Source organism: Oceanisphaera profunda (assembly GCF_002157895.1).
In the GTDB taxonomy this organism is placed as follows: Bacteria; Pseudomonadota; Gammaproteobacteria; order Enterobacterales; family Aeromonadaceae; genus Oceanimonas; species Oceanimonas profunda.
The window spans coordinates 2,394,633-2,420,730 of record NZ_CP021377.1 but is presented as its reverse complement, the minus strand read 5'-3'; the positions used below and the strand labels follow the sequence as shown (position 1 = coordinate 2,420,730).

At 49.6% G+C, this 26,098-nt stretch carries 20 protein-coding genes, 1 tRNA gene, 2 pseudogenes and 1 riboswitch; of the genes and pseudogenes, 7 read left to right on the top strand and 16 right to left on the bottom strand.

The window, feature by feature from the left end:
* Positions 1-58 precede the first annotated feature (58 nt).
* On the bottom strand, positions 59-763 hold the full coding sequence (locus tag CBP31_RS10625) for an ATP-binding cassette domain-containing protein (protein WP_227874999.1): 705 nt from the start codon (positions 761-763) through the stop codon (positions 59-61).
* On the bottom strand, positions 760-1,647 hold the full coding sequence (locus CBP31_RS10620; RefSeq protein ID WP_087037124.1) for a putative selenate ABC transporter substrate-binding protein: 888 nt from the start codon (positions 1,645-1,647) through the stop codon (positions 760-762). The genes CBP31_RS10625 and CBP31_RS10620 overlap by 4 nt, the downstream gene beginning before the upstream one ends.
* 349 nt (positions 1,648-1,996) lie before the next feature.
* Between CBP31_RS10620 and CBP31_RS10615 the strand changes: the two genes are divergently transcribed.
* A protein-coding gene (locus CBP31_RS10615) for an IS5 family transposase (protein ID WP_407668743.1) occupies positions 1,997-2,748 on the top strand; the annotation gives its coding sequence in 2 pieces (ribosomal slippage) (positions 1,997-2,327 and positions 2,327-2,748; 753 coding nt in all).
* A gap of 13 nt (positions 2,749-2,761) precedes the next feature.
* Here the strand turns inward: CBP31_RS10615 and CBP31_RS15775 are convergent.
* The 5 genes and pseudogenes from CBP31_RS15775 to CBP31_RS10590 all read right to left on the bottom strand — a co-directional run bounded on the left by CBP31_RS15775 (position 2,762) and on the right by CBP31_RS10590 (position 7,718).
* A pseudogene (locus tag CBP31_RS15775) lies at positions 2,762-4,332 on the bottom strand (ParB-like protein).
* Between the two features lie 190 nt (positions 4,333-4,522).
* Entirely contained in the window at positions 4,523-4,852 is a 330-nt protein-coding gene (locus CBP31_RS10605) for a branched-chain amino acid transporter permease (RefSeq protein ID WP_087037121.1), read from the bottom strand.
* Entirely contained in the window at positions 4,849-5,523 is a 675-nt protein-coding gene (locus tag CBP31_RS10600) for an AzlC family ABC transporter permease (RefSeq protein ID WP_087037118.1), read from the bottom strand. Before CBP31_RS10600 ends, CBP31_RS10605 begins: the two co-directional genes overlap by 4 nt.
* A gap of 114 nt (positions 5,524-5,637) precedes the next feature.
* Positions 5,638-7,050: a heavy metal sensor histidine kinase gene (locus CBP31_RS10595; protein ID WP_193791284.1), complete on the bottom strand. Its 1,413-nt coding sequence runs from the start codon at positions 7,048-7,050 to the stop codon at positions 5,638-5,640.
* A complete protein-coding gene (locus CBP31_RS10590; protein WP_087037115.1) occupies positions 7,047-7,718 on the bottom strand; it encodes a heavy metal response regulator transcription factor in 672 nt (223 codons plus the stop codon). The genes CBP31_RS10595 and CBP31_RS10590 overlap by 4 nt, the downstream gene beginning before the upstream one ends.
* Positions 7,719-7,955: 237 nt before the next feature.
* Between CBP31_RS10590 and uraH the strand changes: the two genes are divergently transcribed.
* Complete coding sequence (gene uraH / locus CBP31_RS10585) at positions 7,956-8,366, top strand: hydroxyisourate hydrolase (RefSeq protein WP_087037112.1); 411 nt, start codon at positions 7,956-7,958, stop codon at positions 8,364-8,366.
* A 97-nt stretch (positions 8,367-8,463) separates the two neighbouring features.
* Here uraH and htpX read toward each other — a convergent pair whose 3' ends face one another.
* From htpX to CBP31_RS10540, 9 genes and pseudogenes are all read right to left on the bottom strand, one after another.
* Positions 8,464-9,414: a zinc metalloprotease HtpX gene (gene htpX, locus CBP31_RS10580; protein WP_087037109.1), complete on the bottom strand. Its 951-nt coding sequence runs from the start codon at positions 9,412-9,414 to the stop codon at positions 8,464-8,466.
* 81 nt (positions 9,415-9,495) lie between these two features.
* Positions 9,496-10,065, bottom strand: coding sequence for a LemA family protein (locus tag CBP31_RS10575; protein WP_087037105.1), 570 nt, complete (start codon positions 10,063-10,065; stop codon positions 9,496-9,498).
* Positions 10,066-10,260: 195 nt separating this feature from the next.
* Positions 10,261-11,640 carry a Re/Si-specific NAD(P)(+) transhydrogenase subunit beta gene (gene pntB, locus CBP31_RS10570; RefSeq protein ID WP_087037102.1) on the bottom strand — a complete coding sequence of 460 codons (1,380 nt, stop codon included), beginning with the start codon at positions 11,638-11,640 and terminating at the stop codon, positions 10,261-10,263.
* A gap of 4 nt (positions 11,641-11,644) precedes the next feature.
* Positions 11,645-13,170, bottom strand: a pseudogene (locus CBP31_RS10565) (Re/Si-specific NAD(P)(+) transhydrogenase subunit alpha).
* A 478-nt stretch (positions 13,171-13,648) separates the two neighbouring features.
* Positions 13,649-14,941, bottom strand: coding sequence for an NRAMP family divalent metal transporter (locus tag CBP31_RS10560; protein WP_087037099.1), 1,293 nt, complete (start codon positions 14,939-14,941; stop codon positions 13,649-13,651).
* Positions 14,942-15,067: 126 nt separating this feature from the next.
* Entirely contained in the window at positions 15,068-16,171 is a 1,104-nt protein-coding gene (locus CBP31_RS10555) for a peptidoglycan DD-metalloendopeptidase family protein (protein ID WP_087037097.1), read from the bottom strand.
* 48 nt (positions 16,172-16,219) lie between these two features.
* Positions 16,220-16,696, bottom strand: coding sequence for a ribosomal protein S18-alanine N-acetyltransferase (gene rimI / locus CBP31_RS10550; RefSeq protein ID WP_087037094.1), 477 nt, complete (start codon positions 16,694-16,696; stop codon positions 16,220-16,222).
* Positions 16,672-17,067 carry a DNA polymerase III subunit psi gene (locus tag CBP31_RS10545; RefSeq protein ID WP_087037092.1) on the bottom strand — a complete coding sequence of 132 codons (396 nt, stop codon included), beginning with the start codon at positions 17,065-17,067 and terminating at the stop codon, positions 16,672-16,674. The genes rimI and CBP31_RS10545 overlap by 25 nt, the downstream gene beginning before the upstream one ends.
* 52 nt (positions 17,068-17,119) lie before the next feature.
* Positions 17,120-17,196, bottom strand: a tRNA-Trp gene (locus CBP31_RS10540).
* A gap of 316 nt (positions 17,197-17,512) precedes the next feature.
* Here CBP31_RS10540 and pyrB point away from each other — a divergent pair.
* The 5 genes from pyrB (at position 17,513) to CBP31_RS10515 (ending at position 25,902) form a co-directional block, all read left to right on the top strand.
* Positions 17,513-18,436, top strand: a complete 924-nt coding sequence (pyrB, locus tag CBP31_RS10535) for an aspartate carbamoyltransferase (protein WP_087037089.1) — start codon at positions 17,513-17,515, stop codon at positions 18,434-18,436.
* A gap of 5 nt (positions 18,437-18,441) precedes the next feature.
* Positions 18,442-18,900 carry an aspartate carbamoyltransferase regulatory subunit gene (pyrI, locus tag CBP31_RS10530; RefSeq protein WP_087037086.1) on the top strand — a complete coding sequence of 153 codons (459 nt, stop codon included), beginning with the start codon at positions 18,442-18,444 and terminating at the stop codon, positions 18,898-18,900.
* 208 nt (positions 18,901-19,108) lie between these two features.
* Entirely contained in the window at positions 19,109-21,031 is a 1,923-nt protein-coding gene (locus CBP31_RS10525) for a RecQ family ATP-dependent DNA helicase (protein ID WP_087037084.1), read from the top strand.
* Between the two features lie 125 nt (positions 21,032-21,156).
* A riboswitch (FMN riboswitch) is annotated at positions 21,157-21,328 on the top strand.
* A 148-nt stretch (positions 21,329-21,476) separates the two neighbouring features.
* Positions 21,477-21,974 carry a 6,7-dimethyl-8-ribityllumazine synthase gene (locus CBP31_RS10520; RefSeq protein ID WP_087037081.1) on the top strand — a complete coding sequence of 166 codons (498 nt, stop codon included), beginning with the start codon at positions 21,477-21,479 and terminating at the stop codon, positions 21,972-21,974.
* Positions 21,975-22,377: 403 nt separating this feature from the next.
* The gene (locus tag CBP31_RS10515; protein WP_087037077.1) at positions 22,378-25,902 is read left to right on the top strand and encodes a bifunctional diguanylate cyclase/phosphodiesterase; all 3,525 of its coding nucleotides are present in this window, start codon (positions 22,378-22,380) and stop codon (positions 25,900-25,902) included.
* The last annotated feature ends 196 nt before the right edge of the window (positions 25,903-26,098 follow it).

Sequence of the window (26,098 nt, the reverse complement as noted above, 5' to 3'; positions counted from 1 at the left end):
GCTTCACTGGTAATGGCTCACAGAATTAGCATGACGAGAATGGTGTTAAGGCTCGGCATCAGTGGCTGAGGTATAAGGCGTTAAGCTCGGCGGCATTCAAGGTATGAGCCGGCGCGTCCAGCAGTACACGACCGCCAGCGAGCCCGATGATGCGAGTGCAGTGCGCCAGCGCTTGCTCAACGTTGTGTAGCGCCAGCACTAGGGTGTGATGGCGGGCGCACAATAGCTGTAATAATGCATCCGCTTGGCGTTCATCCAAGGCGGACACGGGCTCATCACCCATAAAGATAGGGCGTTGTTGATATAAAGCGCGACCCAAGCTAACACGACTTTGTTGGCCACCGGATAAGCGCTCCGCCGGCTGCCAAAGCTGTTCGCTTAAACCAAGGCTGGCGACCAGCTCGGTTATTTCGGCTTTAGGCTTAGCTTGTGGGCGCACTAAATTGGTGAGGTTATACCAGAACGGCTGGCTCGCCAGTCGGCCCATATAAATATTATGAAAGGCCGACAACATAGGCACCAACCCGGGTTGCTGAGGGCACCAGGCTACTTTATCAGCCTGCTGAGCGCGTAGTTGGCGCAGCAAGGTACTCTTGCCGCTACCGGACTTGCCCAACAAAGCCACCCGCTCGCCGGGCTGAATGTCCAAGCTCAGCTCATGCAATATGGTTTTGCCTGCATAACCTACACTGTGATGCTGCAAGCGAAACAGCGGCTGGCTTGAGTTAAGTTCTATGCTGGGGCAAGTAGTGCGTAAACTCACTCGGCATCCATTAAGCCAATGGCCACGGCGGTGTCGCGAATAGGCGCATAATCTTGGTTAGTGGCAGGCACAAAGCCGGAGCGCGGAAACGCAGCCAATAAGGTGGGATCTGTCATTTCTAACAAGGCTTTTTGTACCTTGTCTTTGAAACCTGTACCAAAGCGTGCGTCTACATCGCCACGAATGGTCCACTGGTAATCCGGATAGCTGGGCGAGGCCCAAATCACCTGCACTTTACTGGTATCTATATTGCCCTTGGCCAGCTCTGCGTCCCACACCGCGTAATTAAGCGCGCCCACTTCAAAGGCACCGGACTGCACCAAGCTTAAGGTACGGTTATGATCGCCAGAAAAGCCCACCCGCGAGAACAAGTCATTGGGCGACTTGCCATAATGCTCACGCAAGAAAAATTCCGGCATTAAGCGGCCAGAGGTAGAGCCCTTATCGCCAAAGGTAAAGCGCTTACCGGCTAATTCCGCGGGTAACTGCTCACTTTTTTCAAGGCCGGTGCTGGTGTGCGCAATAAGGTAACTCACAAATTCGGTGTCTTCTTTACCTTGGGCGATAGCTTCACTATTAGGTACTAATTCGCGAGCTTGTACGCCGGTAAGGCCGCCAAACCAAGCCAGTTGTACTTGGTCGTTACGAAAGGCACTTACCGCAGCGGGATAGCTTTTAACCGGTAAATATTGCACTTCTACCCCGAGTTTTTCACTCAGGTAGTCGGCTATTTTACCAAAGCGCTCGGTGAGGTGGCGCTCATCTTGATCGGGGATCGCGGTAAACACGAACGCCTCAGCTTGTGCCGCGGCACTGCCGGCTAGGCACAAGATGCCGAACAAAGCGGCACGCAGTCGCGTGCAAGCCGTAATAAAAGTAGTCATAACGGATCGAATCCAAAATAAACGGAGGCCGATTATAGCCTATGTCAGCTTAGCTAATGATTAATTTTGAATACTTAATGGTGCATAAAACCCATGAAAATACAGCTTAGCGCGCTAAGTTAAAGAGAAAGCCATCTAAGGTTAGCTTAACGGCTCTCTATCGCATCCCCAATTACTGTCGGTAACTCATACCATAAAACCCCGCACTGGGCGGGGTTGATGCTAAGTTTAAGAACTGAAATATAGGAATTATGGAGTAATAATGACTAGGGCGCGTTCTCATTTGACGCTTCGGCTGCATTAGCTACCTTTATAGTATTTGAAGTAACTACTTGTGAGGTAACGACTTATGAGGCATTACTTGCTACGAGATGATCAATGGGAGTGCATCGAAGAACTGCTCCCGGGTAAAGCTAGCGATAGAGGCGTGACAGCACTCGATAATCGCAAATTTGTTGAAGCGGTACTTTGGATTGCTCGAACTGGCGCACCTTGGCGGGATTTACCTGATTTTTATGGGCATTGGCACCGCGTTTACGTCCGATATAGTCGTTGGTCTCACAAAGGCGTCTGGCTCACGATAATGGAGGAGTTATCCAAAGAAGCTGATTTTGAGCAACTCATGATCGACGGTAGTATCGTTCGTGTCCATCAACATGGGGCGGCTAAAAAAAAGAGCAAGATGCAGAAGCCATGGGGAAGTCTAGAGGTGGACTAACGACTAAAATCCATGCTGCCGTTGACGCTTTAGGCAACCCCGTGCGCTTACTGTTAACCCTAGGGCAGGCCTCAGAATATGATCAAGCAGAGGCATTGTTGGATGGTTTTACGCCTAGCCAGGTCTTGGCTGACAAGGGTTATGATTCAGATGCGTTTGTTGAAAGTATTCAAAGTGTTGGAGCAGAAGCGGTTATACCCTCAAGAAAAAATCGATTGGAGCCAAGGCCGTTGGATCGTCATGTTTATAAAGATCGCAACTTGGTTGAGCGTTTCTTCCAAAAGTTGAAGCAATTTCGTCGTATAGCAACTAGGTACGAACGACTGGCAAAAAATTACCAGTCAATGTTGAGCCTCGTGTCAGCCGTTATCTGGCTGGCATAATTGAGAACGCACCCTAGGGGAACTGCGCTTGCGCTTGGCGCAAAATAGCACGCGCCGCCTGCTCATCTTTCCAGTCCAAGACTTTGATATCCGCACCCGCCCCTTTATAGCTAGTAAACCAAGTGCTCACTATGTCTTTCACGCCGGGAAACTCAGTCTCTAACTGAGCCAGCGTTTGCACCTGTGCAAATGGCGAGTCTTGGGTTAACACTGCGATTAACTTATCGTCCTGCTCGCCATGATCGAGCATTTCCATCACGCCAATCAAGCGTGCACTGACCACGGCCCCCGCGCTATGGCTTGGCCCAAGATCAACACATCCAATGGATCTCCGTCTCCGCCGAGCTCTTTGGGCAAGGCAGTGCGCGGTATAGTGCCGTAATTTCCGGGATAGCCGAGGTAATTTACAATGCGCGGTTTATCGTTTTTCATTTCCCAAATAATGCGACTATCGTCTTCCCCATCTAACTCCCATTTAGCCAAAGTACCGGCCGGGATTTCAACAATGGCATTAATGTTAGTGCTGCCCACGGTAGCGGGATAGCCGTTATAACTCTGTCTAGCCTGTAGTGTGAGTGGATTTAATTGAGTCACACTGGGGGCGTTGAGCACGGCTTGATCGTAAGCTAAGCCATTGCCGCTAGACGCCGTTTTATAGCGCAACATGTAATCTACTTTGCCAGATTTTCGTAGCAGTTTATCCAGCCCAGCTTGCTGAAATTCATCAAAACGCCCCATGGCTGTGGCCGATAAACCCGAGCCGCCGACATCATCGGTTTCCACTTTGAGTAGATATCGACTACTGGCCTCAATCGCTTGGCGATAACCGGCGGCGCTAGCCAAATCAAAGTCATGCACATCTATGCCTTTACGCAGCTCTTTCGTCCAGTAAAACTCTAAAAAAGGAATCGGCGCTTGGGGTTTATTCCAGCTCACATCACGGGAGAAATACATCAAGGCGCGATAAGGGTCATTACCAAAACCTGCCAGCCCTAATGTAGGCGGCAGCTCTGCCGGCGTAATGGCGTGGCCATCTTGGTCCAATAACCAAACATGGCCATCAGCCGCCATGGTTTGCCAAAAGTCGGCCATTGATTTTAGGTGACGGTAGTCTTGCTCGACCCGTACCTGCACCTTAAAGTCGGGGCCGCCTTGGGGCATCTGCCAAAATACGTTAAATGTGTGGTGACCATCGGTGAGGTAGTAGTGATCATCAGGACCGATAACCACGGTTTTCATATCTTGTGGCTGTGTGCCTACGGGCTGCTGGCAGCTAAAACTAGCGGCGAGGTTAGGTGTGGCGGTGGCAGGCCGCGTTGCCACACCTTGTTGACCATTCACTTCACATATTTCGTCATACAACTTGTCGGCGTCAAACTGAAAGCGCCCTAATTTATAGTAAACCTGATCAAAGCCGACAATGGCTTGTGTGGGCCGCAAGTCACTCAAGCTCAACTGAATAATATCTACAGGCTTAGGATTAGATTTAGGCGTGTGATCGCTTGCCAAAGCAGGAGTAGTTATCAACAACAGCGCTAGGCTAATTGGCAAAGCTGTTTTGGTATGCACACTTTTTATATACATGCTTTCTATATTCATAGACGTTAAGTCCGCCGCTTATCAGTTTATAAGATGCTCGCAGCGTAACGACACAGGATGAAGCCTGAGTGAAAGTTATATGAATAAATAAAGAATGACGCCAACTCTGGCTCGCCGTGAGCCAGAGTGACAAGTGAGGTGCTTAATGTTGAGCCTAATTTTTGTAAATCAGTGCTTACAACCCAAACCAGCTGTTCATAATCGCCATATAAACCAGCGTGCCGGTTAAAATACTGAGCAAGGCTTGGCGGCGCCATAACTGCAGCACGGCCACGACCATTACCGCGATAATTTGGGCGTAACCATCACTAGGCTGGCTCCAATTATGCACATTCATGGCGTATAGGGTCAGCAGTACCATCATGGCCACCGGTAAGCGACGGCCGAGTATTTGGATACGTTTATGGTGGGCAATAAAGCCACGCGCCACAAACGGAAACGCCCGCAAACCAAAGGTGACTGCCGCCATGATCAGCGCACTGATCAGATAATCCAGTTCGCTCATGCTGCATCCTCCTGTAATCGAGGTTGCGGCCATGCCACTAACACCAACACCAACATAATGGAGGCGGCCAATAAGAAGTAATCACTGACCCAGAATCCCGCAACGGCGGCGGCTACTAACCCAAGCAGGACTGCTCCCCAGTCTTTTTTAGCACGGATTTGTTCGACTGCCAGCACGGTAAACAACGCCGTGAGGGCAAAGTCTAAACCTTGTAATCCCGGTGGTAGCCCTCGCGCCAGCACCATGCCAATCAGGGTGCCCAGTATCCAATAACCTTGATTGAAGGCCACCACTTGCAGCGCGGTTTTGCTATCGGTTACCTGCCCCGAGGCACTCAGCAAAGAGTAAGTTTCGTCGGTAATACCAAAGATAAAATAGGGTTTACCCAACACGCCATTCGGCAATAGATGGTAGAGCGACAAACCATAGAAAAGGTGGCGAAAATTCACCAATAACGATGCCACTGCCAGATCAATCCAGCCAATGCCCGCCGCCAGCATGCCCACCGCCAAGTATTGTAGCGCGCCCGCATACACAATAATGCTCATCAAGGGCGCCCAGTACCAAGTCAGATCTGCATCCACCCACAGCACGCCAAATACGGCCCCCAAGGGCAAATACCCCATCATCACCGGAAATGTGAGCGACAAGGCGCTACGCCAACTGGCCATTTGCTTTCCTTAATAGCTATAAAACGCTAAAAAGTAAGGGATTTACCTGTGTTTAGCAAGGTATTAGCCTTGAGAGTGGCGATCAGTTTCAGTTTTTTGACAGCAAACGGCGGATCACACTACTAACGACTCCTGATCCGGAAACGCCAACATAAAGCGTACGCCTTGGTGATCGCTCTCGACCCAAGCCCGACCCTGATGCAATTGCATAATAGAACGCACAATCGACAAGCCCAAACCACCGGTTTGCCCCGGGTTGGCACGGGACGGATCACAACGATAAAAACGCTCAAATAACAGCGCTAATTGCGGATCGGTAATCACCGGTCCCTGATTACTCACTTGAAGCACGGTTTCGCCGGACTGATGATAACTGCTGAGCCGAATAGGCTGCCCCTTGGCACCATAGCGCAAGGCATTACTCAGCAGATTTGCTAAAGCACGGCGCAATAAATCTTTATCAGCCCACACCAAAGTAAGTGCTTGCTTAGCATCCACACCCTGAGCGCTGGTCAAGTGTACTTCGTTAATCAGCGCCATCTGTGCCTCTTCGGCCATGCCTTCAAAATACTCACACAACTGCTCTGTCAGTTCGCTCAAATTGACCCAGCTCTGATTCAACGACGCTTGTGGCTGTTCGGTTCTGGCTAAAAACAAGATGCTGTCGACCATGCGCGATAAACGCTCATACTCTTCTTGATGAGAGGCCAATAGGCCTTCATATTCTTCCAAAGGCCGAGGTTTACGTAAGGTGTGCTCGGTTTGCACCATTAAATTATTTAAGGGGGTGCGCACTTCATGGGCTAAATCTTCAGAAAAGCGCGACAGCTGGGCAAAGCCTGCTTCTAAGCGCGCCAGCATTTGATTGAGACTGCGCTGCAAACCTTGCAACTCTTGGGGCAAATCAGCTTTATGCAAACGCACGTGCAAGCGACGCACGTCAATCGACTCCGCCTTGCGCCCTAACGCTCGCAAAGGTTGCAACGCTCGCCGGCTCACCCAGCCGCCCAGCACAAACGCCAACAAGGCACCCACCGCCAGCGTCAGCAATAACTTCAAGCGATAGGCGGCCAGCATTTGCTCACGGGGCGCTAATAACTTACCGGCAATCAGCAGCAATGATTGACCGTCATGATCCACATAACGCCAGGCCAAGCGCGCCTGCTTGTCATCATCAAAGCCCAATTGTGAGTACTCACTTTGGCTTAAACGGGGTAACGGCAGCTGGCCGGGATTCACGCTGATCAAGGCCGTGCCGCTATCATCTAATACCCAGAGCAGGCTGTCTTGATTGCCCAGCATATTGGCATACAGCTGCGGCCGACTGCGCAACTCGGTCACACTGTCGCTCTCGCTTAACAGCGCTTCTATGTGCTCCAAACGCCCGAGCAGACTTTGATCATCGCGCCACACCAGCTCTCGTTGCAGCGAGTAATTAAGATAAAAACCAATTCCACCCAGTAAGCAAGTGCTCACCAGTGCAAACATCAATGCCAGCTTTAGGCTAAGCGAGTTGCGCCACTTCACGCACGCACCTCACACACATAACCCATGCCACGCATGGTGTGGATAACCTTGGGCTGATAGCCGTCGTCGACCTTGGCGCGCAGCCGACGAATCGCCACATCTACCACATTGGTGTCGCTATCAAAATTCATGTGCCACACCTGAGAAGCAATATAAGTGCGCGTCATCACTTCACCCTCGTGGCTGAGCAGCAGTTGTAGCAGCGTAAACTCTTTGTTGGTCAGCTCGATGCGCTGCCCGCTTCGCGATACGCGGCGGCTCAGGGGTTCAAGCTGTAAATCCGCTAACTGGTACAAGGTCACTTCACGCGCGGGCGCGCGCTGTAATAACTTACGGGCTCGCGCCAGCAACTCGGCAAATGAAAATGGCTTAGCCAAATAATCATCGGCACCCTGCTCTAGGCCGCGCACTTTATCTTCCACCGCATCCCGGGCGCTGAGAAAAATAACCGGCGTATTTGAGGTACGGCGAATAATTTGTAGCAACTGCCAGCCATCAAGCCCAGGTAACATAATATCGAGAATAATCAGGTCAAAATGTCCTTCGCGGATCAAGAACTCGCCTTCGTGGCCGTCATGGGCCACTTCCACCGAATAGCCTGATTCGGTAAAGCCTTTTTTCAAGTAATCGGCCGCTTTGACCTCATCTTCTACTACCAATATTTTCATGGGTGCCCTCGCTTGCCACCGTATGTGGCAGCTTAATAACCAACACTTTATCACTGTTAATCCAGAAGCTGATAACCCCGCATCCTTAGATGACAGCTTTGTAATACAAGGGTCATGGGTTTGATAGCAAGTGGTAGGCATGATGGCGCCATCAAAAAGTAAGCTGCGATGCAGGAGTAAAAACTGTCTGTATTTAAGGTGAAACCTTAGCGGCACCCTATAATCCGAGGAAATAATATGAAACAGCTGAAATATGTGGTGGCAGGCGCCATGTTGGCCGGGGCTTCCAGCTTTGCGTTTGCCGCAGGCAATCCGTTAAGCGTACACGTACTTAATCTGGAGAATGGCTTGCCCTCACCCGGCGTAGCAGTGGTGTTGGAACAAAAGCAGGGTGATAACTGGACTCAACTCAATACAGGCGTGACCAACGAACAAGGCCGTATTCCTGCTTTATATCCAGAGGGCAAAAAGTTGGAGCAAGGCACCTATCGCGTGACCTTTGAAACTGGCGACTGGTTTAAAAAGCACGATACAGCAACTTTCTTCCCCGAAGTACCGGTTATCTTCTCGGCCGATGCCAGCGTTGAGCATTACCATATTCCATTATTGCTCAGCCCTTACGGCTTCTCGACTTATCGCGGTAACTAAACAGAAAATTAAGCGTAAGCTTAATTGATTAAATAACTAATAAAAAATACACCCGCTGATGCGCGCGTCTTTTTTTGTGCTGCGGATTATTAGAAAACTACTCGCCACGCAGCTTCTTTAATCTATTTTCGATAGAGGGATGGGTGGAAAAGAGAGAGTCGCCTTTACTGAATATATAAGCCGCCGCACGATATTTTTCGGTAAAAGACTCATACTTTTCTTGGTCATCTTTATGCACATCGTAATCACCGGATATTTTTTGCAGTGCCGAGATCATGGCCTGATTATCACCCGTTAACTGCACCGCTGCTGCATCCGCCATATATTCTCGGCTGCGTGAAAGGTATAGATACAGCACTTGAGTGAGAATCGGCAGCACAAAGTTAAGCACCAGCAACAGCATCTTGGCTTTGTTGGCATTATTATTTTTGCTGCGAGAAAACAAAAATACCCGTCCCAAGATATTAGTCAGCGTTAGAATCACGTTCGCCAAGATACCCACATACAAAGTAAGCTTAGAATCTCCGTGCAAGATATGGCCCACTTCATGGGCAATCACCGCCTGCACCTCACTGCGGGTGAGCTTATCCAGTAAGCCTGAGGTGACCGCCACCAAGGCATTGTGCTGATTCCAACCGGCGGCGAAAGCATTCATTTGCTCAGTTTCCATCACAAACACTCGCGGCACATAACCGAGGTTGGCGCTAATGGCCATCTCTTCGACCATATTCACTACTTGGCGGTCTTGTGCAGCAAGCTCGGTTTGTGAGTTTAGCTCTCGATACTGCGAACCCGACAACATCATCTTATGACCAAATTTACTGATAATAATGATGCCTATCAAGGTGCAAGTCAGAATACCTAAGGTGATATAAGGAATAGCGGCAAAGGTAATATACAGCTGCATATCATACAGCAGGCCGTTATTAGATAACGGGCGAAAAGCAATATCCGATAATAAGCCGACCAGCAACATAATGGCAATGTAGGTAACGACGACCAGCTTAGTTTTACGGTTATTAACCGCCATTGACGCTCTAAAATCCATAATCGCTCACCGCCAATGAAAAGTGGCTTAAAAAGCCCCTTTCGGGGCTGTTTAATGTTCCAGACAGTCATATAGCCTAAGTTAAAATTGTACGCGACGGGCTTCTTCCGTCTTAATGCTGGCTTCATCTAAAGACCAATATTCAAAATCTTGATGTAAGTCGGCAAAGATATTGGCGACGACTAAGTTTGGAAAACTGTTTCTCGTGACGTTATAGCGTTCGATGGCGTTGTTATACGCTTTTTTGGCAAAGGATAATTTATTCTCGGTAGACACTATCTCTTCTTGCAGTTGCATCATATTACGATCGGACTTTAGCTCTGGGTAGCTTTCTACCGCTATGTTGATAGAGCCACTGCTCACCACTTTAGACAACTCATCTTGCGCCTGCTTCACCACTTCTGGTGATGCATTGGGATCTAGGGTTTGCGCACGCAAGGCGGTGACCTTGGTAAACACCTCACTTTCATGGCTTAGGTAGCGATTAACGGCGGCGATCAGACTGTCGAACACCTTGCCACGTCTGTCTAACTGCACCGAAATCTCTTTTTCTGAGTTATGCACGGCTTCAATCTGTGACACTAACTTGTTATAAACGGTGACTGCCCAAAATAGGATGGCAACCGCAATCACTAAAATTATATATTCCATAAATCCCCTGTTAGCTTGCTACTCAATGAATTAGTTAGCTATTCACTGAGGGGTTAGAAAAGTGTTAAATAGATTATACGCACCGCTCTTGATAACACCAACATCCGCTTCGCTTTACCTTACCTAAACAAAAAGAGCAGCCAGGCTGCTCTTTTTACTTAACACTCATCAAGCCCTAGGCTCAGTAGCTAACTGCTACCAAGCTTTCAAGATCTGATCCACGCTGTCTTTGGCATCGCCAAACAACATCACGCTATTATCTTTAAAGAACAGTGGGTTTTGTACACCCGCATAGCCGGTATTCATGGAGCGTTTAAACACCACCACCTGCTGGGCTTTCCACACTTCTAACACTGGCATGCCGGCAATCGGGCTGGCGGGATCTTCAGCCGCAGACGGGTTCACCGTGTCGTTGGCACCAATCACCAGAACCGTGTCCGTATCGCTGAAATCATCGTTGATTTCATCCATTTCCAGCACTATGTCGTAAGGCACCCGAGCTTCGGCTAATAACACGTTCATATGGCCGGGCAAGCGCCCCGCTACTGGGTGAATACCAAAGCGTACTTTAATGCCAGCGGCTTGCAGCTTAGACACCAACTCGGCCACCGGATATTGCGCCTGTGCCACCGCCATGCCGTAACCGGGCGTGATAACCACAGAGGTGGAGTTTTTCAGCATGTCTGCCACATCTTCGGCATTCACTTCTACATGCTCGCCCTGATCGTCGTCTTCACTGCTACTGCTCACCGCATCGCTACCAAAGCCACCGGCAATCACTGAGATAAAGGAGCGATTCATGGCCTTACACATAATGTAAGACAAAATTGCACCGCTTGAGCCCACCAAAGCACCGGTTACGATCAGCAAGTCGTTAGAGAGCATAAAGCCTGCTGCCGCTGCCGCCCAACCCGAGTAGGAGTTGAGCATGGAGATCACTACCGGCATATCGGCACCGCCAATACTGGCCACTAAGTGCCAGCCAAAGGCCAGGGCAATCAGTGCCATTACCAACAAGGGGAAGGTTGAGCCTTCAACTTGTACAAACCAAATTAATAACAGCGCAGACAGTACTATCGCCAATAAATTTAGCTTATGGCGGTGCGGCAGTTGCAGTGCCTTTGAGGAAATAGAGCCACGCAACTTACCAAAAGCCACGATGGATCCCGTAAAGGTGACGGCACCAATAAAGACCCCGAGAAAAACTTCAACATTATGAATGTTGAGCATGGCGCCAAACAACGGCTCATGATCCAGATAGGTGTTAAAGCCAACAAACATGGCTGCAAGACCAACGAAGCTGTGCAAAATAGCAATCAACTCCGGCATTTGGGTCATCTCGACCTTAAGCGCCAAGCGAATACCAATGGCCGCACCTATCACCATGGCCACGAGAATCCAGCCAATACCGGTGACTTCCGGGTTAAAAATGGTGGCCAGCAAGGCAATCGCCATACCTGCCACGCCATACCAGTTACCGGCCTTGGCCGACTCCTGTTTAGATAAACCACCCAAACTCATGATAAAGAGCACAGCGGCGACGATATATGATGCAGTTACAAATCCGTGTGACATACGATTAGCCCTTTCTAAACATCTTCAGCATGCGGTGGGTAACGGTAAAACCGCCAAATACGTTAATTGACGCTATCAATATGGCCACGAAGGCCAGAAAACTAACAAAGCCTCCGTCCCCCATTTGCGATAAGGCGCCAACCACGATAATTCCTGAAATGGCGTTAGTTACCGACATCAAAGGTGTATGCAAAGAATGCGATACGTTCCACACCACGTAATAACCCACGATACAGGCCAAGACAAACACGGTGAAATGAGATAAAAATTCCGCCGGTGCGACTGCTGCCAACCAAGCAAACAACAGTGCTCCGCCGCCGGCCACATAATATTTCAGGCGGCTCGGTTTTTTCGGCTCAACTGGAGCAATGCTTGTTGCCTTCGCTTGTGGCTTGGGAGCCGCAGACACGCTAATGGCCGGTGGCGGAAAGGTCACTTCACCCTCTTTCACCACCGTCATGTTGCGCAATACTACGTCGTCAAAATCGACGTTGATCTGGCCGTCTTTTTCTTTACACAACAGTTTGGCTAAGTTCACCAAGTTGGTGGCATACAAAGTGGAAGACTGCGCCGGTAACCGACCGTTAAGGTCCGTAAAGCCAATAATTTTTACGCCATTATCGGTCACGAATAACTCACCAGGTTTCGTCAGCTCACAGTTGCCGCCATTTTGTGCCGCAAGATCCACAATCACGGAGCCGCGCTGCATCTCGGCCACCATCTCGGCGGTAATCAGCTTAGGTGCTGGGCGCCCGGGGATCAGGGCGGTAGTAATAATAATGTCGACTTCTTTGGCTTGCTGCATAAATAGCGCCATTTCTGCGTCAATAAACGCTTGGCTCATCTCTTTGGCATAACCATCAGTGGAGCTAGTGTCTTCCTCATAGTCCAGCTCTAAAAACTCGCCGCCCATGGATTGAATTTGCTCTTTAACTTCCGCACGCGTATCAAAAGCGCGCACTATGGCACCCAGCGAGCCGGCCGCTCCTATGGCCGCTAAGCCTGCCACACCCGCACCAATGACCAGTACTTTCGCGGGGGCACTTTGCCGGCGGCGGTAATTTGGCCAGTAAAAAAACGGCCAAATTCGTGGGCAGCTTCAATCACGGCGCGATAACCGGCAATGTTGGCCATGGATGACAACGCATCCAGCGACTGAGCACGCGAAATACGCGGCACCATGTCCATGGCCAGCACGGTAACGCCTTTATTTTTCAGCTGCTCAACCAGCTCAGGGTTTTGGGCCGGCCAAATAAAGCTTACTAAGGTAGTGCCCGCTTGCAGCTGAGCAATTTCAGCCTCGCTGGGTGCATTCACCTTATAAATAATGGCCGCCTGCCATACTTGGTCGGCGGTCACTAAGGTAGCGCCTGCCGCTTGATAGGCACTGTCATCAAAGCTGGCTTGGCTACCTGCGCCCTGCTCTACGCTCACCTCAAACCCTAGCTTGCACAGCTGCTCGACCGATTTGGGCGACGCCGCCACTCGGGTCTCACCGCTAAGGGTTTCCTTTGGAATTGCGATTAACATAATACATCCCTAATTAATGTTGATACCACAGCATTGCTCCTTGCTTACTTAGCCACGTGGGCAATGACTTATTTGCCCGGCACAGGCTGGCGTTGTGATTTAGGTTTGAGAGCCGCTAGCGCCTAACTTAATGGTTATTTAAGACTCGGGCTCGGCGTGCTTTGGCTAAAAACAGTCCAGCAGTGCACTTATACTACGCGGCTTTTTTAACCCATATAACTACGCTGCATAGCTAAGCCGTTAGATACATAAGCTACGTTAGCACCGATTGCACCCCAATAGCGCGGCCTTTTAGCGTGCGCGATCACAAAAGCAGATTCTGCTGTTAAGCCGGCATTAAAAAGCACAGGGCCAGCTAAATGCTCGCCCTGTGCTCAGGTAAGGTTTAAGTAACGCGCTAACGTCAGTAGCTTGGCTGGGTCTGTGCTTTCTATTTAACTCTTTATTTAGCTTTGTATCTTTACGGCGCTACTGCGCTTTATTTTACAAAACAGTACCAGTAAGCAAACAGCAGGTTAAAGCTGGCAAAGAACAGGATACCCAGCCAGCTTAGCACTCGCATACCTGTGCCTAACCGATAGCGCTCAGATACTTGAGGTAAAAACATTAACCGATAGTTTAGCCACGCAAATACCATCGCACTGATAAAAGCCGAGATCATGGCCAATTCCAGCATGGCCAGCAGCGCGCCTTTAAAGAACATAATAATAAAGGCGCTGATAATGCCCATGGCGATCATTAATGGATAAGTATAACGGCTACCGTTACCAGTAGGGCCACTGCCTTGGGGCTGACCAAATTGCACAAAACACTCACTGAGCGCGCGGCTGTACCCGTCTAAGACCGTGACTGTGGTCGAAAACATACAAAGAAAGGCGATCACCGCGATTAACCAACGGCTCCACTCCCCCATCACGCTGGCATAGACATCCACTAATTGATGGGCAAATCCAATGCCCGACGACGCCAAACTCACGCCGCTGCCGTGCAACACCAAGGCTCCTAAAGCCACAAATGCCAGCGCCAGCAAGGTAGAGGTAATATAGCCGACGTTAAAATCTACCAGCGCGTCTTTATAATCCAAGCTCTTGTTCAAGGCTTTTTTCTGGCGCAGCCACACACTGTTCCAAGTGGACAGCTCAATGGGTGCGGGCATCCAGCCCATTAAGGCCACTAAGAAGCCGACCGAAGCTAAGTTCCAAGGGCTGGGCGATACAAAATCGGGTGGAGCCACACCGCCTTTATTCAGTGCCAAGCAAACGGCAGAGACGGTAGCAATCGCCAGCCCCACAATTATCCATTTGGTCACACGATCTAGGGTCTTGTAATGGCCGGTCAATAAAAACACCAAGGATCCCGCCAGCACTATCATGCTGAGCTGAGTCACGGTTAAGCTATCGCCAAGAAATAGCCCTAAAATACTGCCACAGAGCATGGCGACGCCAGCGGTACTGATCACCGATGCCACTAAGTTGAGCGCAGTAAATAAATAGAGATAGCCACGACCAATGCGATCGTAACCTTGGATCAGGGTTTCATCGGCGGCCATGGTGTAACGGGCGCCAATTTGAAAGAAGGGATATTTAAGCAGGTTCACTAATAGGATAAGGCCCACTAACTGCCAACCGTAAATGGCGCCCGCTTGGGTGGAGGCCACTAGGTGCGAGCCGCCAATGGCCGCCGCGGCCCCTAAAATACCCGGGCCCAATACCTGCATATAGTGACTTATGCTGCGTGAGCCTTGCTGTGCCTCACCCGTTAACTCTGCCATCTTTATATCCTGTCGCTTCATAGTGTGTGGGTTTAAAAGAGCAATATGAGGCGACAGACAATGCCATAATGCAACCCTTTTCTAGCTAAATGCTGGCGATAGCTTGGAGCTGTACCGCAAGCCTGCTTATTCATCCCCCCACGCGGTGCCCGACAGCCATATGCCTGCCAGCGGCTGACTACCTTGTAAAGTGAAAGGAATAGACTCGCGTTGCCCGCCGTTATCTATTTGCAACGCCAGATGTAAGTGTGGGCCTGAGGTATAGCCTGTATTACCGGACGCGGCTATCGGTTGTCCTAATCGTACTTTGTCTCCTTTGGCCACCCGCAATGAGCCGGTTTGTAAATGGACATACAAGGTCATGCTGCCGTCACTGTGGCGCACTCGCAAGTGATTGGCTTTGCCACGATATTGCTGAGCCAAACCGCCGCCCACATGAGTATCCACCGCCGCCACTACTACTCCAGCACGGCTGGCATATAAAGGGGTGCCAATAGGTAAGGCGATATCCAAGGCATAACGGTTGCCGCGCTTATTGTGGCTAAAGGCGCCATTAAATCCTTGGCTAATACGGTAACGGCCAAGCACCGGTGAGCCGAGATCATGAACGGCGCCCTGATAGCTTCGATGTTGAGGCTTACCACGATACGCCAAGCTTGACGTTGAGTTTTGTAGGCTAGGAGTGCGTGAGGTAGGAAAGTAATCCCGTTGTTTATGCGCGCCAGTCTTGGGTTTGGATGCATGTTTTTTAGCTAACTGGCCCTTTGATGCGCCATATTGATAAGAAAAGCCATATTGATAACGCCAATCACCGGAGCCATTGGCAGCAACTTTACCAAGCACAGTTTCTGTTTTAGCAGGGAGCAAGAGGGTTTTCTGCAGCTCGGGAGGGATAACCACATTGCGCGTGTCAGAAAATTGCAGGTTGAGGTTAACGGCCGTATCGAGGCGATTAAGCATCAACAGGTAATGACCATCTTCTTTTTCTATGACGCGGGTTAATACGCCATCACGATTCAACTCATACTCTTGGCCACTGGTAGGCAAGCGCTTAGCGATAAACAGCTTATTATCCGTATAGTGAGCCATGCCATTAGCATCACGATAGCGGTAGATATCGGCCTGCGCGCTACTGGCCCCCAACAACAACAGACCTAACCAAAATATACCTTTTGTGCAGGCGCTGCCGCTCTGCGCCCCACTGCTTTTTACTAACCGTACACCTGCCATGCTTTCATCCTTGAAAGTGACTCAGACGATAAGTATAGAAACAATTCGTTAGTCGTACATTTTAAATGCCATTAACACCGCATCTTCCCAGCCGGTGGCCGTGGGGTAATAATCTGGGCGCTGACTATATTCTTGATAATCCGCCGAGAGGTATAAAGCTTGTGCCTTAAGATTAGAGGCTCTCACTTCCAACCAGTGCTGGGTAATGCCGCGCTCGGCACAGGCGGCTAAATAAAGATCCAGTAACTGACGACCCAAGCCTTGTCCTTGAGCAGCGGGCGCCACACAAATGTTCATTAGGGTACTTTCATCCAGTACGCCATCGGCAATAAAGTAGCCGACTAATGTAGATTCCACTTCAGAGCCCGCCGCAGGGTCAGCCGTCCACAACGAACCGGTAAAGTAGCGTTGACCAAAGCTGCTGGCCAAGGTTTGCCTAGTCCAAGGGTGGCTGTGTGCGGACTGCTCTAAGTGCTGCATGGCATCGAGATCTTCTGGGGTTAATGCTCTAAATAACAGCGACATAAGCAGCTCCATAGGGCGCGTTTTTGTGATGCAGTCAGTGCTGGTGAGGCAGCAAGAGGTAAGTTGGCCTGCCAGTGAAAAGCGTCAAGCTCACAGGTTACATTCAGCCCCAGCAATACCCGAGCCGTAGGTTTATCTGCCGCCAGCCAGTCAGCTTGGCTCAGGCTCTGTAATTGAGATGCTTCTAATGACAGCGCTACTAATAAGTCGGTAATAAAGTGCGAAGATGGATTAGTAGCAGGGCCTAAGATAATAAGCACCTCGGCAGGTGCCGCCTTTGGCATGGGCGCTAACGGCAGTCGCTCTGGGTGCGCACAATGCCAGTGCTCCAAGCCTAAAAACTGCCAAAGTTGTGATTGGGTTGGCGTCATCAGTACTCCAGAATGCAAAAAGCCAGCGGTTAGGCTGGCTTTTTACAAAATTTGGCAGGGGTGGAGGGACTCGAACCCCCAGCCGTCGGTTTTGGAGACCGCCGTTCTACCAATTGGAACTACACCCCTGCAATACGAGACGAATTATAGAGGACCTTAGCCAAAGGTAAAGTGCTATTTACCATTAAGTAGTTTGTTCGCTCAATCTTTCGTCAATTCAATCAGATATTTTGCTTCTGCTGAGCATTTCTCTATAATCTGCCTGATTAGCAAGCGCTTGGAGTGGTGAATAAATGCTCATTGCAGTGTCTACCCCGTTATTCGTCTCAAAACTCGCTCCGCACTTTAAGAGCGAAGGCGCCAGCGTTTGTAATCAACTAGCTCTCATGGCCCCCTATCGGGGCTTTTTTGTGGCCTTCACCTTACACCTGCAAGAGCGTCGCTGATGGCAAATCCCCTATATCAAAAACATATTATCTCGATTTCTGACTTCTCTCGCTCTGAGCTTGAGTTGATCATAGATACCGCCGTAAAACTTAAAACTCAGCCCCATCCAGACCTATTAAAAGGCCAAGTGGTGGCCAGTTGTTTTTTTGAAGCCTCTACTCGAACGCGGTTGTCGTTTGAAACGGCGATTCAGCGCTTAGGCGGCTCAGTGATCGGTTTTTCCGATAGCGCCAGCACTTCTCTAGCAAAAAAAGGCGAAACCCTGGCCGACTCGGTCAAGGTCATCAGCTCCTACGGTGATGCCTTTGTGATGCGTCATCCCCAAGAAGGCGCCGCCCGCTTGGCCTCCGAATTTTCTTCGGTGCCGGTGATCAACGCCGGTGATGGTTCTAATCAGCACCCCACGCAAACCCTGCTCGACTTATTTACCATCTATGAAACCCAAGGCACTTTACAAGGGCTGACTATCGCTTTTGTCGGCGACCTTAAGTATGGCCGTACCGTGCATTCTTTAACTCAAGCATTGAGTTTGTTTGGCTGTAAATTCTACTTTATTGCCCCCAAAGCGCTGTCGATGCCCGATTACTTGTGTGATGAGTTAACTGAAAAAGGCATTAACTTCGAAATTTGCGACAGCATGGAAGAAGTCATGGATGAGCTGGATATTATCTACATGACGCGGGTGCAGAAAGAGCGCTTCGATGAAACTGAATATGTGCATGTAGCCTCTAAATACGTGCTCACGCCCGAGGTACTTGAAGGCGCCAAAGACAGCCTTAAAATCTTGCACCCACTGCCGCGCATCGACGAGATCGCCATAGAAGTGGATGACACGCCGTATGCCTATTATTTTGAGCAGGCAGAAAACGGTGTCTATGCGCGTCAAGCTCTGCTGGCGCTGGTGTTGAACGAGAACATTTGAGAGATATGATGCATAAAAGCCAACTGCAAGTGGAAGCCATCCATAATGGCACCGTTATCGATCATATTCCGGCCGGCCAAGGTATCAAGATCTTGCAACTGTTTGGATTGATCCAAACCAAAGCCAAAATTACCGTCGGTTTGAATTTACCGTCGTTAGCACTGGGCAGCAAAGATATTATTAAGGTAGAAAACGTACGCCTGTCTGCCACACAAGCCAACCAATTGGCGCTGTTTGCCCCCGATGCCACCGTTAACTTAATCGAAGATTTTGGCGTGGTAGAAAAGTTACAGCTGCAATTGCCAGAACGCATTGAGGGTATTTTTTCGTGCCCTAACTCCAATTGCATCAGCCATAACGAGCCGGTCAGCAGCAAGTTTAAAGTGCGCGCGATTAAAGGTCAGGTGCGTTTTCGCTGTAATTACTGCGAAAAATCCTTCCACCAAGACTTTATGGCGTTTTAAACAACTAACTAAGCGCCGAGCACCGAGCGCCGAGCTACAGCCAAGACCCCACTTAAGGATCTTGGCTTTTTTATGCCCTGTTTTTATTCAACATTAAAAATTCAGCATTCAGCATTGCCTTTCAAAGGCTTGGCGCTGGTTTTAGAGTTGCCAAAGGCCTGAGCGCCAGCCAAGCTAGTTAGCATTGTTTGCAATGAGTTGGCGGTACATGAATTTACATCAGACGTTACAGCAGTATTTTGGGTTCTCTACCCTGCGCCCCGGCCAAGAAGCGGTGATCAACACCATTATGGCTGGCCAATCGGCGGCAGCTATTTTTCCTACCGGCTCGGGCAAATCTCTATGCTATCAATTGCCGGCGGTATTATTACCGCATCTCACCTTAGTGATTTCACCCTTACTCGCCTTAATGCAAGACCAACTGGCATTTTTAGCGCGCATGAATATTCCCGCCGCCAGTATCGACTCCACCCAAAGTTTTGAAGAAAGCCGCGCCGTGATGCAAGGTGTACGCGAAGGTCAGATCAAGGTATTGATGATTTCGGTAGAGCGATTGAAGAACGAACGCTTTCGCCAATTTATCGGCCAAATACCTATCTCACTGCTGGTGGTCGACGAAGCGCACTGTATTTCTGAATGGGGTCATAACTTTCGCCCAGATTATTTGAAACTGCCCGCTTACTGCCACAGCCTGAATATTCCACAAGTGTTACTGCTGACCGCCACCGCCACGCCAGCCGTGATAAACGACATGCAGCAAAAATTTGCCCTGAATAAAGAAAACGTGGTGATCACCGGCTTTTATCGCCCTAACTTATACCTTGAAGTGCTACCGGTGGCAGAACACGACAAAACCGCCGCCTTAATTGCAGAGATTTCACAAAGCCCCAGCGCCCCTACTATCGTGTATGTGACCTTGCAACACACCGCCGAGCTGGTCGCTAAACAGCTCAGCCACGCGGGGATTAACGCTCAGGCCTATCATGCGGGTATGGATCAAGATAAACGCCAAGCGCTACAACAGGCATTTATGGCAGGGCAAATTCCGTGCATCGTGGCCACCATTGCCTTTGGCATGGGTGTAGATAAGGCAGATATTCGCCGAGTCTTTCACTTCGACCTGCCTAAGTCGATTGAAAATTACAGCCAAGAAATTGGCCGCGCCGGGCGAGATGGCCACGCCTCTCGCTGCACGCTACTCGGCAATCAGGCAGGCTTGAATGTATTAGAAAACTTCGTGTACGGCGATACCCCAGAGCCAGAAGCCATTAAAGCCTTACTTGCACAGCTGCCTACTAACGGCGAGCCTTGGGAAATAATGCCTATCCGCTTGGCCAACAGTTGCAATATTCGCTTACTGCCGCTGCGCACCCTGCTGGTGTATCTGGAACTCAACCACACTATAGAGTCGCAATACAGCTACTACGGGGATTATCGTTTTAAGTTTTTGGCTTCAAGCGAAGAGATCCTGAGCCGCTTCAACCCTGAACGGCAGGCCTTTTTAAGTGCCGTGTTTAATGGCTCACCTCAGGCTAGAACTTGGTGCCAAGTTGACTTTGACCTTATTTGGCAACAGAGCAGCGGCGAGCGCAAGCGGGTGATCAGTGCACTGGATTATTTGCATCAACAAGGCTTGATCAGCCTCGAAAGTAAGCAAATGGTCGAAGTATATAAAGTGCTACAGCCTAACTTAAATTTAGAGGCAGAAGCGGCACGCTTGTATCAGCTGTTTATCCAAAAAGAGCACAGCGAAATTGCGCGCCTTAAAGAAATGATCGAGTTTTTTGAAAGCCCCGAGTGCTTAAGCCACCACTTGGCTGGTTACTTTGCCGATCACAATGCCCCTCAAGCTTGCGGTCATTGCTCGGTGTGTGCAGGAAAACCGGCACAGCTGCCCAAGCCCAGCACGCCTCCTTTGCCAAGTAGCGAACAATTGCAGCACTGGTGTCAGCCACTACAAACACAGAGCCCACAGCCGTTAAGCCTGCATACGCTGGCCTGTTTTTTATCGGGTATTAGCACGCCGCTGCTTAACCGCCTAAAGGCCAAGCAGCAAGCCGGCTTTGCCAAACTAGAACAGCACAGCTTTAACGATATTCGCAGCGCGTTGGCCGCTGAGCGTGAGGCGTAAGAAACATGGCGCTGGTTATTTTACCCTTAACTTACAGCCTATCATTCGCAGCTGGCAGCCATCTAAAAGGCTAGTGCTTTACTAACCACGCATAAAATTCTATATTGACGCATCGGTATAACCGATTTCGTTCTCGGGGCGGGGTGTAATTCCCCACCGGCGGTAAAATGTTTCGCCTTTAAGGCCAAATATTCAGCCCGCGAGCGCTTTATCAGCTGAATTATTAAGCGATAAAGGTCAGCAGATCTGGTGCAAACCCAGAGCCGACGGTAATAGTCCGGATGATAGAGAGCGTCAGACATGTCCTTTAATCTGGTAGACGCAGCTTAGTGCTGTGCCCTCTGCTAACCAAAGATCATGGCCAGTAGCAAAGTCTCACTTTGCTCGGTGCCGTGCTTGCCTGTACGTTCGCCCTGATTCAGTAATTTTTATAACAGGATTTACCATGGATCAGAGCTTAACGAAAACAAACGAATTTAACGTTCGCAACCAACGCATTGCCTTTATTCACGCCTCTTGGCATGCGGAGATAGTACTGAACTGCTTAGAAGGCTTTCGCAGCCAATTAGCAGAGCTCGGTTATGACGTAGACAACATAGATGTGATTGCCGCACCCGGTGCCTATGAAATCCCGCTGCAAGCCAAGCTACTCGCCAAAACTGGCCAGTATGCAGCCATTGCCTGCAGTGGTTTAGTGGTGGATGGTGGTATTTATCGTCATGACTTTGTGGCGCAGACCGTGTGCACAGCCTTAATGCAAGTGCAGTTAGAAACCGAAGTGCCGGTATTAACCGCGATTTTAACGCCGCATCACTTTCATGAGCACGATGAGCATAAGCAGTACTACAGCCGTCACTTTGTGCTCAAGGGCCAAGAACTCGCCCACGCCGCCGATGGTGCTATGCGCATGACAGCTCAAGCAAAAGCGCTATCTCAAGGTTAAAAAAAGCGCGCACTAGGCAATATAATAACGGGCGTCATGCCCGTTTTTATATACTCAGCGTATTATTAACAGCTTCAGTAATATCCCCTATTAACTGCCCCCGCTTTAGCCTTCCCCTACATAACCTTTGCTAGATAGCTTTCTTCTAAATAATCATGCTCTAGGCCATCATAATCTTATTCTGCTGGACTGGTTCACCTTACTGATTTTCATATCTTTTCTATCGTTTTATTATGCTTCTCATACTTGCTGTGTTTAAGTGTCGCTTCAGCATTGCTAGACTCAACTCAGTACACTGTTTATGTGTCTAAATTTGCATCATTATTTATGCACGGCTTTTCATTATCTGCATTTTCAAAATATGGCATAGCAGCTATCAGCATGGGCTAAGGAAGGCTCTTCAATGACACATCAGCACCCTACCATCTTATCCCGCCTCTCTTGGGTCGCACTACTATTGGGTTTGCTATGTACTGGCTTAGCGGCGTGGGAAGTGAAAACAACCAGCGAAGCGCGCGCCGTTAAAGACTTTTCTTTTGTCACAGACCATATCACCACCACCGTAAAAGAGCGCTTAACCACCTATGCCTTGATGTTACGCGGTGGGGCTGGCTTATTTGACGCTTCAGCAGAGGTTACCCGTCAAGAATGGGATCAATACGTCAGCAAGCTACAGCTTTCACAAGCAATGTCGGGTATCTCTGGGGTGAACTTTACTCTTCAAATATCCCCCGCCGAGTTAGAGCAACACATAGCTCAGGTGCGCACGACAGGGTTAGCTGATTATCATATTTGGCCATCAGGGCCCCGTGACCTTTATACTTCTATTCTCTTTCTCAGCCCTTTTCATGCTCGTAATCAAAAAGCCTTAGGTTATGACATGTTTACCGATCCGATACGCCACCAAGCCATGATTCAAGCCCGTGATACAGGGCGAGTCAGTTTAAGTGGCAAAGTAGACTTAGTAATAGAAGACGCAGAGCATCGCCAAGCGGGCACCCTGATGTTTGCCCCTGTCTATCAAGCCGACCGCGCACTTGAGTCCATCGCGCAGCGACGAGCCGCCCTAATCGGTTGGGTGCACGGTGCGTATCGCATGGATGATTTTATGGAAGGTATTTTGGGCGATTGGCAAGCACAACAGCAACAACCGATTAACTTACGTATTTTCGATGGCACACAAGTACTCGACGAAACATTATTATATTCAAGTCATGCAGAAAATCGTACAGCTAGCCCCAGTCAGTTTTTTCAAGAGCACTTTCTCAGTTTTAATGGCCGCCCCTGGTTATTGACCTTTGATTATATCCACCCCGACCAAGTTATTAATTACACCAGCACTTGGTTGACGCTGCTCATGGGCTTGCTGTTAACCAGTTTATTATTTTTCTTAATGCGCACCCTTGCCAACCGACGTACTCGTACTTGGGAATTAGCCCAGCAACTCACCGAAACAGTGCACCAGCGAGAACAAGAGCTAAAAACGGTATTACACCGCTTGCAAACTATCGCCAGCCGCGTGCCTGGCATGGTGTTTGAGTACCGTCTTTATCCGGATGGTCGCGGCTGCTTTCCTTATGCAAGTGCAGGTATTAAACAAATTTATAGTGTGACGCCAGAGCAAGTACAAGAGGATGCCGCCTTTGTATTTACGACCATGCATCCCGATGATTTAGCTGAAGTAGAGCGCAGTGTGCAACTCTCTGCAGATACCATGGCGCTGTGGCGCCATGAGTTTCGCATTATGTTAGAAGATGGCACTGTGCGTTGGGTATTTGGCGACTCTCAACCACATCGAGCCGAGGACGGCTCTATCAGCTGGTATGGCATGATGACGGATATTACCGAGCGTAAACAAGTCGAGCTGGCGTTAAAGGTCGCTAACCAACAAACACAGCGCTTTCGCCAGGCCCTCGATCATGTGCCCTCTTGTATCTTTATGAAGGACACCGACTTACGCTACACCTACGCCAATCGTGCCACCTTAGAATTATTAGGCTGTAATGCCGCGACCTTGCTCGGCAGTGACGGCATACAGCTTTTGGGGCCAACTATGTCTGCCCAATTGCGCCAAGCTGACCGGGAAGCACTGCGCGGTGAGCAATCTCAGGCCGAATTTACCTTTACCAGTCCTACTGGCAGAGCCGTGAATTTTTTAGATATCAAAACGCCCATCTATGATGAAGCTGACAACCGCATCATAGTCGGCATGCTGGGTATCGCCACCGATATTACCGCCCTTAAAGCCAACGAACAAAAACTCGAACATCTGGCCCATTACGATCCGCTCACCAAGCTACCTAACCGCTTAATGCTGGCTGACCGTTTACATCAAGCCATGCTCCAAGCCGATCGTCATCAACAATCTTTAACCATCATTTATCTAGATCTTGACGGGTTTAAACAAGTTAACGACCGCTATGGTCATACTGCAGGCGATCACCTACTAACGACCGTTGCTGCGCGCATGAAAGCGGCGATCCGCGAAGGAGATACCTTGGCTAGGCTGGGCGGGGACGAATTTGTGGCAATCTTGCTCGATATCGCCAGCCTAGACGTCAGCATGCCCTTGCTTGAACGTCTGCTACAAGCCGCTGCACGCCCCGTTCAGCTAGGCCATCATCGCTTGCAAGTCTCAGCAAGCTTAGGCGTGACCTTTTATCCTCAGCCCGAAACTCAGGAGCCTGAACAGCTGATACGCCAAGCAGATCAGGCCATGTATCAAGCCAAACTCGCAGGCAAAAATCGTTACTTTTTATTTGATACTGCACAAGCCCGTTATATGCGAGAGCACCACCAGAGCGTGGAGCATATTCGCGTCGCTTTAGACGGTGATGAGTTTGTGCTGCATTACCAGCCGAAGGTCAATATGCGCACCGGTGACGTCATAGGAGTAGAAGCGCTGATCCGCTGGCAACACCCAGAGCAAGGTTTACTGGCACCCGCAAATTTTTTACCCATTATTGAAGAGCATCGACTCGCCATTGAACTAGGTAATTGGGTAATTGAAAGCGCATTAATACAAATATTGGATTGGCAGCAATCGGGGCTAACACTGCCCGTCAGTGTCAATATTGCCGCCCGTCATTTACGTCAACCTGACTTTGCCACTCAGTTAGCAAAACTATTAGCAAAATACCCAAGCGTTGCGCCTGCCATGCTCGAGCTGGAAGTGTTAGAAACCAGCACCCTAGGCGATTTGGCCCAAGTATCAAAAACTCTCGAAGAGTGTCGTGTTTTGGGGGTCGCCTTATCATTAGATGACTTTGGCACCGGCTATTCTTCCCTCACTTATCTTAAGCGCTTACCCACCAATATCATTAAGGTAGACCAGAGTTTTATCCGCGATATTCTTGAAGACCCCGAAGACTTAGCCATACTCGACGGCGTATTAAGTCTGGCTAAGGCCTTTGGCCGCCAAGTCATTGCCGAGGGCGTAGAGACCTTGGCTCATGGCGATAGCTTACTGCGCATGGGCTGCGACTTAGCGCAGGGCTACGGCATTGCTCGCCCTATGCCTGCTGCAGATATTCCAAGCTGGATAACCCACTGGCAGCCCGCTCCGCAGTGGGCCAAGATTCGGCGTTTAAATAGAAACGAATTGCCGCTGCTTTATGCAGGCCTAGAACATAAGGCTTGGATTAAAGAGCTGATGCTTACGCTACAAAATAAGCATGAGCATTGGCCGCTATTTGACGTAAACAGCAGCCATTTAACTCGCTGGTTAACCAGTACTCCTAATATTACACCCGCACGCTTGGCCTACCAACATCAGCTTTATCAGCAGACTCAGCAACTGGTCGCCGATATACAGCAATATAAGGCGGGGCAAAATCCCCGTCTAACAGAGCAATTAATCGTTTTATGCGAACTGTGCGATCTGTTAGTTAATGAATTAGTAAGCTGTATGAATGACCAGCCAATATAAGCAGCCCGCAGTGCACTCAGAGCTACTTATATCTCACTTCACTCAACTCGTTTGACTACACGGCGAGTGAGCAAAGAAACCATGCAGCACCATCTAGAACAGAACGCTTACATTACAGAGCCAGACTGGTTTGGTCTGGGATGTGTCCGTATTGTCTGGCTAATCCTATGTTCAAAAATTATGAAGGCATTGTGGA